Source organism: Nonomuraea sp. NPDC049028, assembly GCF_043197735.1.
Lineage (GTDB): Bacteria > Actinomycetota > Actinomycetes > Streptosporangiales > Streptosporangiaceae > Nonomuraea.
Genome location: NZ_JBICTR010000010.1, coordinates 353,846 through 368,066 on the forward strand (window position 1 = coordinate 353,846; position 14,221 = coordinate 368,066).

The 14,221-nt window shown below is 71.4% G+C and carries 13 protein-coding genes; 4 read left to right on the top strand and 9 right to left on the bottom strand.

Going from position 1 to position 14,221, the window contains the following annotated elements; all coding sequences use genetic code 11:
• The first annotated feature begins 336 nt into the window (after positions 1-336).
• The 3 genes from ACGFJ2_RS38170 (at position 337) to ACGFJ2_RS38180 (ending at position 3,631) form a co-directional block, all read left to right on the top strand.
• Entirely contained in the window at positions 337-927 is a 591-nt protein-coding gene (locus ACGFJ2_RS38170; protein WP_225288990.1) for a DUF5998 family protein, read from the top strand.
• Between the two features lie 732 nt (positions 928-1,659).
• Positions 1,660-2,787, top strand: a complete 1,128-nt coding sequence (locus ACGFJ2_RS38175; protein WP_357940343.1) for an alkaline phosphatase family protein — start codon at positions 1,660-1,662, stop codon at positions 2,785-2,787.
• Between the two features lie 31 nt (positions 2,788-2,818).
• Complete coding sequence (locus tag ACGFJ2_RS38180) at positions 2,819-3,631, top strand: sulfurtransferase (RefSeq protein ID WP_393476859.1); 813 nt, start codon at positions 2,819-2,821, stop codon at positions 3,629-3,631.
• Here ACGFJ2_RS38180 and ACGFJ2_RS38185 read toward each other — a convergent pair.
• The 4 genes from ACGFJ2_RS38185 to ACGFJ2_RS38200 form a co-directional block, all read right to left on the bottom strand.
• Positions 3,571-6,300, bottom strand: a complete 2,730-nt coding sequence (locus ACGFJ2_RS38185; RefSeq protein WP_393476862.1) for a CHAT domain-containing protein — start codon at positions 6,298-6,300, stop codon at positions 3,571-3,573. The genes ACGFJ2_RS38180 and ACGFJ2_RS38185 overlap by 61 nt on opposite strands.
• 70 nt (positions 6,301-6,370) lie before the next feature.
• On the bottom strand, positions 6,371-6,817 hold the full coding sequence (locus ACGFJ2_RS38190) for a hypothetical protein (protein WP_225288994.1): 447 nt from the start codon (positions 6,815-6,817) through the stop codon (positions 6,371-6,373).
• Positions 6,814-7,350 carry a sigma-70 family RNA polymerase sigma factor gene (locus ACGFJ2_RS38195; RefSeq protein WP_357940349.1) on the bottom strand — a complete coding sequence of 179 codons (537 nt, stop codon included), beginning with the start codon at positions 7,348-7,350 and terminating at the stop codon, positions 6,814-6,816. Before ACGFJ2_RS38195 ends, ACGFJ2_RS38190 begins: the two co-directional genes overlap by 4 nt.
• A 74-nt stretch (positions 7,351-7,424) precedes the next feature.
• Positions 7,425-8,438, bottom strand: a complete 1,014-nt coding sequence (locus ACGFJ2_RS38200) for a S8/S53 family peptidase (RefSeq protein ID WP_357940351.1) — start codon at positions 8,436-8,438, stop codon at positions 7,425-7,427.
• A 175-nt stretch (positions 8,439-8,613) separates the two neighbouring features.
• On the opposite strand from ACGFJ2_RS38200, the gene ACGFJ2_RS38205 reads away from it, so the two are divergent.
• Entirely contained in the window at positions 8,614-9,108 is a 495-nt protein-coding gene (locus tag ACGFJ2_RS38205; protein WP_357940353.1) for a DUF3145 domain-containing protein, read from the top strand.
• Positions 9,109-9,307: 199 nt separating this feature from the next.
• Here the strand turns inward: ACGFJ2_RS38205 and ACGFJ2_RS38210 are convergent, their stop codons facing one another.
• The 5 genes from ACGFJ2_RS38210 to ACGFJ2_RS38230 form a co-directional block, all read right to left on the bottom strand.
• Positions 9,308-10,732, bottom strand: coding sequence for a carboxyl transferase domain-containing protein (locus ACGFJ2_RS38210; protein ID WP_357940355.1), 1,425 nt, complete (start codon positions 10,730-10,732; stop codon positions 9,308-9,310).
• Positions 10,733-11,965: a beta-ketoacyl-ACP synthase II gene (gene fabF / locus ACGFJ2_RS38215; RefSeq protein ID WP_357940357.1), complete on the bottom strand. Its 1,233-nt coding sequence runs from the start codon at positions 11,963-11,965 to the stop codon at positions 10,733-10,735.
• A 36-nt stretch (positions 11,966-12,001) separates the two neighbouring features.
• The gene (locus ACGFJ2_RS38220; protein ID WP_357648573.1) at positions 12,002-12,241 is read right to left on the bottom strand and encodes an acyl carrier protein; all 240 of its coding nucleotides are present in this window, start codon (positions 12,239-12,241) and stop codon (positions 12,002-12,004) included.
• 87 nt (positions 12,242-12,328) lie between these two features.
• Complete coding sequence (locus tag ACGFJ2_RS38225; protein WP_357940359.1) at positions 12,329-13,285, bottom strand: beta-ketoacyl-ACP synthase III; 957 nt, start codon at positions 13,283-13,285, stop codon at positions 12,329-12,331.
• Positions 13,282-14,178 carry an ACP S-malonyltransferase gene (locus ACGFJ2_RS38230; RefSeq protein WP_357940361.1) on the bottom strand — a complete coding sequence of 299 codons (897 nt, stop codon included), beginning with the start codon at positions 14,176-14,178 and terminating at the stop codon, positions 13,282-13,284. Before ACGFJ2_RS38230 ends, ACGFJ2_RS38225 begins: the two co-directional genes overlap by 4 nt.
• Positions 14,179-14,221: the final 43 nt, after the last annotated feature.

Here is a 14,221-nt window from a genome sequence, read left to right on the forward strand (position 1 = left end):
GACCCAGCGTGCGCTGCTATGGAGATGACTCGTTGCCGGAAAATTTGGGTCTTGACCGTAACTGACCTCTTCTGAGAGCTTGTGATCGTTTCACTGTTCGCGAACTTGGGACTCCCAGGCGTTCGGCTGGACGGTGGTTCTCGGAGGGCCGCCAAACCTCATTTCTATGAAATTTCACCATTTGTCACTCGAGTGGTCGGCACGGCGACAGTGATGAGGCGCAATGGCACGTCCGGTAATTGCGCATGGCCGTACGCGTAGATAACGGATAAAAGACGTTATAGAGCGTTATGTCTGGTGGGTGAGTGCACTGCGCGGTCCTGGCAGGATGGACCCATGAGGGAAACCCGAGTCTCAGCCGCGGGCCTGCGTGAAGCGATCGAGCGCAGCGGCTACTACCCCGACCTCGTCACCGATGCGGTCGAATCCGCGCTGGGCAAGGAGGCTGTGACCGCATTCGTGGTCCATCATGAGGCCACCTTCGATCCCGCGATGGAAGTGCGCAGGCACGTCACCGTCCTGGTGCTGTCGACGACGAGGCTGCTGGTCTGCCACACCGACGAACACCCGGCGGTGGAAGGCGTCTCGACCTCACACGCCTCCACGACGACGGAGGCGGTGCGCCTGAGCCGCGTCCAGTCGGTGGCGGTCACCCGTGTCGTCCCCGACCCCGCCTCCTACGTGCCCGGCGTCCCTCCCACGGAGGTCACGCTCACGATCGGCTGGGGCGCCATCTCCCACGTCGATCTTGAGCCGGCCACCTGCGGCGACGAGAACTGCGAGGCCGACCACGGCTACACGGGCGCCATCACCGCGGACGACCTCTCGCTCCGGGTGAGCGAGGCGGCCGACGGCCCCGACGCGGTGAACCACGTCCTCGCCTTCTCCAAGTCCCTCTCCGAGGCCACCGCCCGCGCCACGACCTGACAAACCACTCCCAGGCGCCCACCCTCTCGGCGCCACCAGGGCAAGAGGCATGCAGACAACGCGCACTCCGGTCCATGGGACCACGCCCAGGAGGGAACCTCGGCGACAGCGCACGGCGCTCTCGGGCGGGGTCGATGAGCCACGCCCAGCTACTAGCGTCCCGGCGGCGCCGTCCGGCCCACGGCGGCCGTGCGCCTGCGATGGTGGCTGCCCCAACTGGCCCACACCATCTACGGGATCCACCGCGTCCACCGCGTCCACCGGATCCACCGGATCTGCCGCGTTCACCAAATCTGCCGCGACCACCGGATCTACCGGATCCGCGGTGCCCATGCGGCCGCGCTTGAGCGCGCCGCTCCAGCCGGACATTCCTCACGAACAGTCCCGCACCATATGTACGGCGCCCAGCCGATCAAGCGAAGAAGACGGCCAAGAATACGCACGTAACGTCGCCCAGCCATGTGCGGGCTCAGCGGCCGTTTCCCTGGAGGCCCCTAGCCATGTGTGGTGGGTGGCGGTGGGTGCGGCTTGCCGTAACGGATGGAGGGGGTCTGTCGGAGAGACCGCCCGCCGGGCTCAGCGGCCGTTTTCCTGGAGGCCCTCAGCCACGTGTGGCGGGTTGCGCCTACTTGGCGGTGCCGTACAACAAGATCCGCTTTTGGGTTTGCGGCGATCAAGCGGGTTTGGCGGCGATCATGTGATCGAGTTGTCGGACGAACGGAATGGAGCGTCATGGGCGGATACGCGCCACTGATTCCCAGCTACGGCACCGCGTCGCTGGCCGAGCTGCCCGGGGCGCTGCTCGCGGCGCTGGGCATGGCCGAGCCGAACACCCTCCAGCTCGCCCCCGCCGACCGCGTCTGCCTGTTCCTCGTGGACGGGCTCGGTGACGAGCTGCTCCAAGCGCACGCCGACCGGGCGCCCTTCCTCGCCGCCGCCACCCGGACCACGCTCACCGCCGGGTTCCCCGCCACCACCGTCACCAGCCTGTGCTCGCTGGGCACCGGTGTGTCGCCCGGTGAGCACGGCATGCTGGGTCTGATGCTGGCCGTGCCGGGCGCCGGGCACCTGTTCAACTGCCTGCGGTGGACGCTGCCCGGCGGCGCCTTCATGGAGCCGAGCCGATGGCAGCCCGCCGAGACCGTCTTCCAGCGCGCCGCCGCCGCGGGGATCGTGCCGAGTTATGTGGCTCCGGCCCAGTTCGAGGGGAGCGGCCTGACCGAGGCCGTCTACCGCGGTGTGCGCTACCTGGCCGCCGACAGCGTCGACGAGCGCGTGGCCAGGGTACGCGCGGCGATGGCCGAGCCGAGAGCCCACGTCACCGTCTACTACGGCGACCTCGACGCGATGGGCCACATGACCGGCTGGGGCAGCGAGGAGTGGCTCGACCAGCTGGAAATCGTCGACCGGATGGCCGAGCGCATGGCCGCGGACCTGCCTGCCGGCTCCGCCCTCTACATCACCGCCGACCACGGCATGGTCAACGTGACCGACAAGGTCGACGCCGAGGCCGACCCGGCGCTGAGCCGGGGCGTGGCGATGCTCGGCGGGGAGGCGCGGGCCAGGCACGTGTACGCCGAGCCAGGCGCCGCCTCCGAGGTGCTCGACGCGTGGCGTGAGACCCTGGCGGGCAGGGCATGGGTGGTGTCGAGGCAGGAGGCGGTCGAGTCCGGCTGGTTCGGGCCGCGCGTGCGGTCCGAATGGCTGGAGCGCATCGGCGACGTCGTGGCCGTCCCGTACGCTGACCTGGCGCTCACCGCGCCGACCGCGCATCCGATCGAGGCGCTGTTCACCGGCTACCACGGTTCGATGACGACGGCCGAACAGCACGTACCACTCTTGGAGGTAAGCAGCCGATGAGGTCATTCATGGCAACTGAGGTGAGCACCCGATGAGCCCGTTGATCACGCCCGAGGAGCTCGCCGCGCTGGACGGCGTGACCCTGCTCGACGTGCGGTGGCGGCTCGGCGGCCCGCCGGGGATCGAGATGTATGCCGAGGGGCACCTGCCGGGCGCCGTCTTCTGCGCCCTCGACGCCGACCTCGCCGCGCCGGCCGGAACGGCCGGGCGGCATCCGCTGCCGGAGCCGGACGACTTCGAGAGCGCGATGCGGCGGCTGGGGGTGTCCGGCGAACGGCCGGTGGTCGTCTACGACGACACGGGCTCGATGGCCGCCGCGCGGGCCTGGTGGACGCTGCGTTACTTCGGTCACCCGGACGTCCGGGTGCTGGACGGCGGCCTGTCCGCCTGGGCCGACGCGGGTTTGCCGGTCGTCAAGGAGACGCCCGAGGTGGCGCCCGGTGACTTCGTCGCCAGGCCGGGCGGGATGCCACTGCTGAGCGCCGCCGAGGCCGGGGCGCTCGCGACATCGGGAGTGCTGCTGGACGCGCGGGCGGGTGAGCGTTATCGAGGTGAGGTGGAGCCGATCGACCCCGTCGCCGGGCACGTGCCCGGTGCCGTCAGCGCGCCGACCACGGAGAATATCGGCCCCGATGGCCGGTTCCGTCCCGCGGCCGACCTGCGCGAGCGGTTCGCCGCCCTCGGGGTGGGTGAGGGGGTGCCGGCCGGAGCCTACTGCGGCTCCGGCGTCACGGCCGCGCACGAGCTGCTGGCCATGGAGGTGGCGGGCCTGCCCGCGGCGCTCTACGTGGGCTCGTGGTCGGAGTGGGTCGCCGACCCCACCCGGCCGATCGCCATCGGCTGAGCCTCCGCCATCGGCTGAGCCTCCGCCGCCGGCTGAGCGCCGATCGCCATCGGCTGAGCGTCGGCGTCGGTCGTCACCGGCTGTGCTCCCGCCCGGTCCCCGGCGCGCTGAGCCCCTGCCCGGCCTCTGGTGAACCGCCGGTTTCCCGCGCCGAAGCACACGAAGCCGAGCACTCCCGTCTTGGCCGAGGCCGATGCCAGGGCCGAGGCGGGAGCCTGGCCCTCGGCGAGGAGCCCGTGGAAGGCGGACATCACCGCCAACGCCTCCTCGTCGCGCACCGGCACCATTCCCGCGACGACGCAGGACGTGCCCCTGGCCAGGAACGTTCCGGCCAGCCCGAGCGGTGCTCCGTCCGTGGGCGTGTGCGCCATCCCCGAGTCGCACGCCGACAGCACCACGAGCCCGGCCGTCCGGGAGAGCCCGAGCAGGTCGTACGCCATGAGCTGCCCGTCGGAGAGCGTGATGCCCGACAGCAGCGGGCTACGCGCGTGGAACACCCCGTGCGCCGCCAGATGCAGCACGTCGGCGCTGGTCAGCGCCGCCAGCACGGCCCCGGATCGGGCGGGCACCTCGCGTCCCCCGGGATGACAGGCGAGCACCTGTGCGACCTCAGCGCGCGCGTGCGCCAGCCCCGGCCCGGCCGCGGCGATCATCACGGGCCGTTCGGCGGGTACGGTGGCGCGCCGCCCGGCCGCCAGCCAGGCGGACGCGCTCGCGGCCACGGACACCGGCCGATCACGCAGGCTCGGCAGCGCCCCCCACGGCACCGTGTGCAGCGGGCCGGCGGGCACCAGGACCAGTGGCCGGTCGGCGAGCTCGGTGTGCAGGGGCCGGAGCAGCAGGCGTTCGAGCTCCGCCGCGGCCGGCTCGACCCGGGCCGCGGCGGCGGCGCCGCCGTCGCCGAGCGCGGCCCGGCGCAGTGCGTAGCGCAGGCGGACGAGCGCCTCGCGAATCGACCGCACATCGCCCAGCCGCCGCAGCGTGAGCCGTTCGCCGGTGATCAGCACGGCCAGCAGCGAGGAGCCTTCGACGACGAACTCGACCAGCGCCGCGCCGCCCAGCCCGGCCCGCACGGCGTCGGGATCGGCCAGCCCGCAGGCGTGCGCGGGAGCGGCCACCGCCCGCCAGCGTTCGGCCCAGTCGAACACCTCCCGGGGGCACCCGTCACGCACCGCCATCGTCAGCCCGAACGCCGCCAGCCGCTCACCCGCCCGCGCCGCGTGAGCCCGCAGCGAAGGATCCTCGAAGGAGTCCATGCTGCCGCCCATGTCGGCCAGCCCGTCGTGGACCGCGCGGAACGCCTGGGCGACGTCCTCCCGCAGCGCCGCCTCCAGCGCGAGGGCGTGCTGACGCACCAGCACCGGGATCTGTGACACCTGCTCGAGGTGCTTGGCCTGCAACTCCGAGGCCAGCGACGTGAGGCGGGTCCCGGCGGGAACCCAGCGTTCGACGCGCTGGGCGTGCACCGTGAGGCGGGCCAGCTGCGCCGACGCCGTCGGGTGGTCGTCGAGCGCCAGCGCCGCCTCCGCGGCCACCAGGCGCAGCGCGGCGGCGCCGGCCAGGAAGGCGGGACCGTTCTCGAGGTCGTCGGCGCACGCGATCAGCTGGTCGAGCAGGTCCGGGGAGGACCCCTCCAGCGTGAGGCGGGCCCGCAGCACCACCTCCGTGGCCAGCGGCAGCCAGGAGAGGCGGTCCTGCTCGGCCAGCTCGACCGCCGCCTGCTCGGCCACGGCCAGCGCGCGGCGTGCGTCGCCGGTGAGCAGCTCGACCTGGGCCAGCTTCAGCCGCGCCTCGGCCAGCGCCACCAGCGCGGCCGACGATTCCAGATCGGGTACGGCCAGGCTGAGCAGCGCTCTGGCCTCGCCGGGGAGGTGCGCGGCGAGCAGGGCCCCGGCGAAGTCGGCCCGCATCGTGGCCAGCCGCTCGGGGAAGCCGAACAGGGTGTTCTCGGCCGCCCGGTAGTGGGCGAAGGCTCCGGTGATGTCGCCCTGACGGACCGCGAGGAAGGGCAGGTTGGCGGCGGCCAGGCGGGCCAGGTGGTCGAGCCTGGCGTGACGGGAGATCTCCAGGCAGGCGGTGATGTCGCGGGTCGCGGCGTCCCAGTCGCTCCGGTAGGCGTGGACGAGGCCGCGGTTGAGCAAACCGCCGGCCAGGAAGCGGCGGTCGTCGATGGTGCCCGGCGCGGCCACGAGCGCCTGGAGCGCGCGGTCGCACGAGGCGATGGCCTCCTGGTAGCGGCCCAGGTGGGCGAGCGCGACGGCGCGCTGGGTGTCGAGCTTGGCCCGGTCGAGCGGGGAGAGGTAGGCCCAGGCCAGGGCGGCGACCCGGAGCGCCTGCAGGGGGTGGCCGCGTTCGGTGCGTACCGTCACCAAGGACAGTCGGGCCTGGGCCAGACGCTGTCGCGTGGCGCCGGGAGTGCCGATGGCCAGCCGGAGGTGGTCTTCCGCGGCTTCGAGATCGCCGAGCTCGCGGGCGGCCAGGGCCATCGCTCTGTGGGCGACCACCGCGGCTTCGGCGCAGTCCGCCGCCCGGGCGGCGGCCAGGACGGTGCGCCCGGCGTGCAGCGCCTGCTGGGGATCGACCACCGAACGCAGCACCGCCGTCTCGGCCGCCACCACCAGCGGCCCGATGGTGTCGGGGGCGGAACGGTCGTCCGACGTTGCGATCATGGCGCCTTGAGCTTCGTAGAGGAGGGGTTGGGAGCCAGGGGGTGGGACGCGGTGCCTGGCTCCCGGCTGGTCATGGGCGGATCCGCACCCACCTGGTTTGGACGGGTGCGAAGCCGGGCCGGTGGCAGACCACGCTGAGCCAGCCCGGAGGCAGGCCGGTGACCGCGAACTGGCCCGAACGCGCAAGACGCCTGGTGAGCGTCAGATGCGGGGTCCTCACATCGACGTGGCTGCCCTCGCCGGGATGCGGGAACACTTGTCCCGCGACGTCGATGAGTCCGTCGCCCACCGTCACCTCCAGATCGAAGGTGAGGCCGGCCGCGACGAAACGGATCATGCCGGGACCGTCGCCGCCTCGTACGCCACGGGGTGCGGCGCAGTCGGCGGGCGGAGCGGTAACGGCTTGAGAGACCCGGAGTCCGAAGGCATCGCGTGCGGCGGCGGAAACATGCCCAGGGATCGGATCGCTCCCGGCGGCGAGCCGGAGAGCCGCCAGGAAATACTCATCGTTGATCATTGCACCGTCTCCTGTAGTGAGAGCAGGGTGCGCAGTTTTTCCAGGCACCGGATCCTGGTTGGACCCACGGTGCCCACGGGCATGCCGAGCCGCATCGCCACCTGCTGGCTCCCCATATCCGTCGCCACCAGCTGGAGGAGGGTACGGCAAGGCTCGTGCATGGCGGAGACCGACTTCCAAAGCAGGTGCCTGCCGTCGGCCTCCAGGACGGCAGACGCCGGATCAGGGTCGTGTACGACGTCGAAGGAGGGAAATCCGGGTGGTTCCTTCCTGATGATCAGAAGCGCCTCGCGACGCGTGGTCGTCGCCAGCCACGCGCCGACGCCTGATGGTTCCCTGATGGTGTGGAGGTTTTCGAGCAGCCGCAGCCAGGCACCCTGGACCGCGTCCGCCGCGTCGGCTTCGTTCAGCCCGCACGCGCGGGCGACAGCCCACATGCGCGAGCCGAACCTGGACTCAAGCTGGTCCCAGGCCGTGTGGTCGTCTTCGGCCGCAGCCTTGAGCAGCTCCGCAGGATCGCGTGGCTCGTGCATGCGGCCTCCTTCGCCGTGACGGACGAGGAGGCCACCCTGCCTCCTCGTGATTGGCCGAGGACTGAGCGTAAACTCTACAGACTCGACCTGATGAGAACTCCCAGATCGGGAATTTGCCGGGTCGTCTCAGGGTCAAGGACTCGCCCGGCCGCCTCCTTGACGGGCAGATCCTTGGCGGCGCTCGCGATGGCGCCCGCGACCAGGGCCGTGGCGAAGGAGGTGCCGCTCCAGACGGCGTAGCCGGAGAAGTCGTCGCGCTCCAGGAAACTGCTGGCCAGCCACTCGCCACGGGCGCACGCGTCGACCCAGGAGCCGTAGGCCGAGAACGGCGCCCGGTGCTCCTGTGCCGCGTCGACCGCGCCCACGCCGACGACCTCCGACAGCGCGGCCGGCCAGAACGGCCGTTCGCTCGCGGTGTTGCCCGCGCAGGCCACCGCGACGGTGTCGGTCAGGCTCCGCAGCGCGTCGGCCAGGAGGGGCGGCGGCCGGTCGTCGAAGGTGTGGCAGCCGAAGGACAGGTTCAGGACCTGCGGCGGGCGCTCGCGCAGCCGGTTGAGGGCGCGGACCACGCCCGCCTCGTCGCCGACGCCCTGCCCGTCGAGCACCCGCCACGCCCGCAGCGACACGCCCGGCGCCTGCCGCAGCAGCAGCCCGGCGAGGAAGGTCCCGTGGCCCGCCTGGGGGCCTTCGAGCATCTCGGCGTCGTCTCCGGGCTGCTCCTTGTACCAATCGCTGTCGGCCCACCACGGGTGCGGGGCGATCCCGGTGTCGAGCAGGCCCACGACGACGTCCGAGCGCGCTCTGCCCGGTCTGTACGACACGGCCGAGGTAGGGAACGGCCGGGACGCCGGCCCGCCCCAGAACAGCGGCTGCCCCGTGAGCAGATGGTTGGGGGAGGCTCTGAAGCCGCGCTCCCGCAGATCCATGGTGATCTCGATGGGGTCGACGCCGGGTGACAGGTGGATCACGCAGACGCCGTCGGCGTCGGCGACGGCCTGAGTCCAGCGAGCCGCGGCGGACAGCGCTCCCCGGTCGGTCAGTATCTGACCTGGCCGGATGAGCGACTCGCCGACAGATTGGATGTCCATGAGCGGGTATCTTTCCGCGCTCACCCGCGTGTCACACGCCACTGCGGCACCAAGTTGGTATGGCCCCCCTCTGGTGCGCAGTAGCGACCGACGGTAGTCTCTCCCTAGTCACTTGTGATCATCCCGGGGCGAGGCCGTTGGGGAAGGCGCACCTCGTACCGAATCGGGAGGTCCGGTGTCTGCTTGTGGCGTGCTCTACGTCCACTCAGCTCAGCCCGCGCTGTGCCCTCATATCGAATGGGCGGTCGCGGGTGTTCTTGGCGTACCCGTGGACCTGACGTGGACGCCGCAACCCGCTGCGCCCAATGTCGTGCGGGCGCAGGCGGAGTGGGAGGGTCGTCCGGGCATCGCGGCGGCCATCACCTCCTCCCTCATGGGCTGGCAGCGGATCCGCTTCGAGATCACCGAGGACGCCTCACCGGGTGTCGACGGGTCCCGGCATGCCTATACGCCGACGCTCGGCGCCTTCAGCGCGGTCGTCGGGGCCGCGGGCGACATCATGATCCCCGAGGACCGGCTCCGCACCGCGATGATGATGGCCGCCCAGGGGCGCGCGGTGCTGGAGGACGAGCTGGACAAGCTGCTCGGCCGGCCGTGGGACGAGGAGCTGGAGCCGTTCAGGTACGCCGGCGACGGCGCGCCCGTCCGCTGGCTGCACGCCGCCGTCTGAGACCCGCACGAGGCCGCCTGAAGCACACACAACCGCCACAACGCCTGTGGCACACACACGCCAGCGCCCGTCTGAGGCACACACGCCAGCGCCCGTCTGAGGGACACCCCGCCAGAACGTCCGAGGAACATCCGCCTGAACGTGAAAGGGCCCCGCACCCAGGAGGTGCGGGGCCCTACTCAGGTGACCGCGGGGGCGGCTACAGCGGGATGTTCCCGTGGGCGCCCCTGGCCGGGGTGGCCTGGGCGAGGACCTTGGCGATCGCCCCCCGGGTCTCCTCCGGCTTGATGACCTCGTCGATCACGCCCAGCTGTCGCGCCCGCTCGAGCCCGCCGGCCAGCTTCTCGTGCTCCTCGGCCAGCCGCTGCTCCAGCTCGGCCCGCTCCTCTTCGGGAGCCGCGGCCAGCTCGCGCCGCTTCAGGATGCGCACCGCCGCGACCGCGCCCATGACCGCGACCTCGGTCGTCGGCCAGGCGAACACCTTGGTGGCGCCCAGCGCGCGGGAGTTCATGGCGATGTACGCGCCGCCGTACGCCTTGCGCGTGACCAGCGTGACGCGCGGCACCGACGCCTCGGCGAAGGCGTGCAGCAGCTTGGCGCCGCGGCGGACCACGCCGTCGTGCTCCTGCCCGACACCAGGGAGATAACCGGGCACGTCGACGAGGACAACCAATGGGACGCCGAAAGCGTCACACATACGAACGAAGCGGGCAGCTTTCTCGGCGGACGTGGCGTCGAGGCAGCCACCCAGCCGCATCGGGTTGTTGGCGATCACGCCGACCGTCCGGCCACCGAGGCGGCCCAGCGACGTGACGATGTTCGGTGCCCACTTGGGGTGCAGCTCGATGCCCGGCTCGTCGAGCAGGCCGTTGACCAGCGGCTTGACGTCGTATGCCCGCCGCGCCGACTCCGGCAGCAGCGTGGAGAAGTCGACCTCGTCGATGCCCGTCGTGCGTACCCGTCCCTGGTGGCCGAGGAGCACGGCCAGCTGCCGGGCGCGCAGCAGCGCGTCGGTCTCGGACTTGGTGACGACGTGCACGACGCCGCTGCGCTTGCTGTGCGGCTCGGGGCCGCCCAGCGCGGCGCTGGTGACGTCCTCACCGGTGACGCTGCGGACCACGTCGGGGCCGGTGACGAAGATGCGGCCGGAGTCGGCCAGGATCACCAGGTCGGTCAGCGCCGGCCCGTAGGCGGCGCCACCGGCGGCGGGCCCGACGACCACGGAGATCTGCGGCACCACGCCCGAGGCCTTGGTCATCGCGGCGAAGACCCGGCCGACGGCGTGCAGCGACTCGACGCCTTCGGCGAGTCGCGCACCGCCGGAGTGCCAGATCCCGATGACCGGCACCCGTTCGCGGACGGCCACGTCGTAGGCGTGCACGATGTGCTCGCAGCCCTCGCCGCCCATCGCGCCGCCCTGGAAGCGGGCGTCACTGCAGAAAGCGACGACGGGCACACCTTCGACGCGGCCCATGGCGGCGAGTACGCCGCTCTTGTCTTCAGGAGTGATTAACCGCAGCGTGCCCTCGTCGAGCAGCGCGGTCAGCCTGACGACCGGATCGCGGGGATCGGCGGGCTCCTGATCGGACTCCTGCGGCGCCACTCGATTGTCGAGCACAGTCATCTAAGCCCCCTTGAACACGACTGCCACGTTGTGACCACCGAATCCGAACGAGTTGTTGACCGCGGCGATGTCGCCTTGCGGCAGCGGGCGGTTCTCGCCGTAGACGAGGTCCACCTCGATGCCGTCGTCGAGGTTGTCCAGGTTGATGGTGGCCGGCACGATGCGCTCCTGGAGCGCCTTGATCGTGAAGACCGACTCGATGCCGCCCGCGCCGCCCAGCAGATGGCCGGTCATGGACTTGGTCGAGGTGACCAGCGGGTGCGTGCCGATGGCCTTGGCCACCGCCTGCACCTCGATGACGTCGCCCGCCGGGGTGGAGGTGGCGTGCGCGTTGACGTGCTTGACGTCCTGGCCGGTGATGCCCGCGTCGGTGAGCGCCTGGGTCATCGCCATGCTGATGCCCCGGCCCTCCGGCTCGGGCTGGGTGATGTGGTGGGAGTCGGCGGAGTAGCCGACGCCCGAGGCGTAGGCGTAGATCCGCGCGCCGCGCGCACGGGCGTACTCCTCGGACTCGAGCACGATGATGCCCGCGCCCTCGCCGAGCACGAACCCGTCACGATCGCGGTCCCACGGCCGCGAGGCGCCCGCGGGGTCGTCGTTGCGGGTGGACATGGCGCGCGCGGCGGCGAAGGCGGCCACGTTGAGACCGTGGATCGCCGCCTCGGTGCCGCCCGCGATCACCACGTCGGCGCGGCCGGACCTGATCATGTCCATCGCGTAGCCGATGGCCTCCGCGCCGGACGCGCACGCCGACACGGTCGCGTGCACGCCGGCCTGGGCGCCGCGATCGAGACCGATCCAGGCGGCCGGGCCATTGGGCATCAGCATCGGCACGGTGAAGGGCGAGAGCCGGTTCCAGCCCCGCTCCTTGTAGGTGTCGTAGGCGGACAGTGTGGTGGTGATGCCGCCGATGCCGGAGGACACCACGACGCCGAGCCGCTCGGGCGCCACCTCGGGGGCGCCCGCGTCCTGCCAGGCCTCACGAGCGGCGACCATGGCCAGCTGCTCGCTGCGGTCGAGGCGACGGGCCTCGGGCCTGGGCAGCACCTCGGTCGGATCGACGGCGGCCGTCCCCGCGAACTTCACGGGGACGGTGTCGATCCAGTCCGCGTTGATGGTCTCGACGCCCGACTGACCGGCGAGGAGCGCCGACCAGGTCGAGGTGACGTCTCCACCGACGGGCGTCGTCGCGCCGAGCCCGGTGACCACGACACGTACCCGGTTTGCACTCACGTTTCGCGCTCCTTGTCGATCAGGTTGGGTGTGAGATCAGTTCTGGATGAAGGTAAGGACGTCCTTGACCGTCTTCAGGTTCTTGAGCTGGTCGTCGGGAATCTCGACGCCGAACTCGTCCTGGGCGGCCACGGCGATCTCGACCATGGACAGGGAGTCGATGTCGAGGTCGTCCACGAAGTTCTTCTCGGGGGTGACGTCGCTCACCGGAATGCCGGTGATCTCGTTGATGATCTTGCCGAGGCCCTCGAGGATCTCCTGCTCGGTGGCAGCCATGTCGCTATTTCTCCTTTGGTGTTTTCTGGTTCTGTACGGCTCAGGCCGTACAAGCACTGATGGGTACGGCATGAGCCGTACCGGATCCTACGGAATCTCGATGACCTGACCCGCATAGGTCAGGCCGGCGCCGAAGCCGAGGATGAGCGCGAGCTGACCCGAGCGCACCTCGCCGCGCTCCAGCATGCGCGAGAGCGCGAGCGGGATGGACGCGGCGGAGGTGTTGCCGGCGGTCACGATGTCGCGCCCGATGACGGCCTGGTCGGCGCCGATCTTACGGGCGATGGCCTCGATGATGCGCAGGTTGGCTTGGTGAGGTACGAAGGCCGCCAGCTCCGAGGGGTCGACCCCGGCGCGCTCGCAGGCCTCCTTGGCCACCGGGTGCAGCGCGGTGGTGGCCCAGCGGAACACGGTCTGACCCTCCTGGTGGAGGGAGTCATGACGGTCGTTGATGATGATCGCGTCGGACTTGTCGCCCGAGCTGCCCCAGACGACCGGCCCGATGCCGGGCGCGTCGGAGGGGCCCACCACCGCGGCGCCCGCGCCGTCGGCGAAGATCACGGCGGTGGACCTGTCGGTCCAGTCGATCCACTGGGACAGCTTCTCGGCGCCGATGACCAGCACGTGCCGGGCCGAGCCGGCGCGGATCGCGGAGCTGGCCACGCCGAGCGCGAAGCAGAAGCCGGCGCAGGCGGCGTTCACGTCGAACGCGCCGGGCGACTTGATGCCCAGGCGGTGGGCCACGACGGCCGCGGCGTTGGGGATCTGGCTCTCCAGCGTGCAGGTGGCGACGATGACCAGGTCGATGTCACCGGCCGACAGGCCGCTGGCGGCCAGTGCCTTGCCGCCGGCCTGCACGGCCATGTCCTCGACGGACTCTTCGGCGCCGGCCACCCGGCGTTCCTTGATGCCGACGCGGGACTGGATCCACTCGTCGTTGGTGTCCATGGTCTTGGCCAGGTCGTCGTTGGTGACGACGTTGGACGGCTGGTAGTGGCCGAGGGCCAGCACCTTGGCGCCCGGGGCGATGTCGGGAATCCTCACTTGGTCAGCTCCCTGGCCGCGTCGAGATCGTCGGGGGTCTTCAGCGCCACGGTTCGTACGCCCCGCAGCGCGCGCTTGGCCAGGCCGGTCAGCGTGCCGCCCGGCAGCAGCTCGATCATCCCGGTGACGCCCAGGTCGGCCATCGTGGCCATGCAGCGGTCCCAGCGGACGGGGCTGCTGACCTGGTCGATCAGGCGCCGCATCAGCACGGTGCCGTCGGTGACGACCGCGCCGTCGGCGTTGGACAGCAGCTTGACCCGCGGGTCGGCGGGGGCGATGCCCTCGGCGGCGACGCGCAGGTGGTCGACGGCCGGGGCCATGTGCACGGTGTGGAAGGCGCCCGCGACGGAGAGCGCGATCTGCCTGGCACGGGCCGGGCCGTCCTCCTTGAAGGCGGCCAGCTGCTCCAGCGTGCCGCCCGCGACGATCTGGCCGGCGCCGTTGACGTTGGCGGGGGTCAGGCCGTGCTTGTCGATGGCGGCCAGCACCTCTTCCTCCACGCCGCCGAGCACCGCGGTCATGCCGGTCTCGGTGACGGCGGCGGCCTTGGCCATGGCCTGGGCGCGCTCGCGCACCAGCGACAGCGCCTGCTCGGGGGTCAGCACGCCGGCCAGCGCCGCCGTGGCGAACTCGCCGACGCTGTGGCCGGCCAGCAGGTCGGGCGCCACGCCGAGCGCCTCGGCGGAGGCCATCGCGGCGGCTACGAGCAGCGGCTGGGCGACCGCGGTGTCGCGGATCTCGTCGGCGTCGGCCTTGGTCCCATAGGTGATCAGATCGAGGCCCACGACCTCGGACCACGCGGACAGCCGATCCGCGAAGCCGGGGAGTTCGAGCCAGGGTGTCAGGAAGCCTGGAGTCTGGGCACCTTGGCCCGGGGCGACGAGTACAAGCACGAAATCCACACTGCCCTGTAGAGGTTCGACACGCGGATAAGGA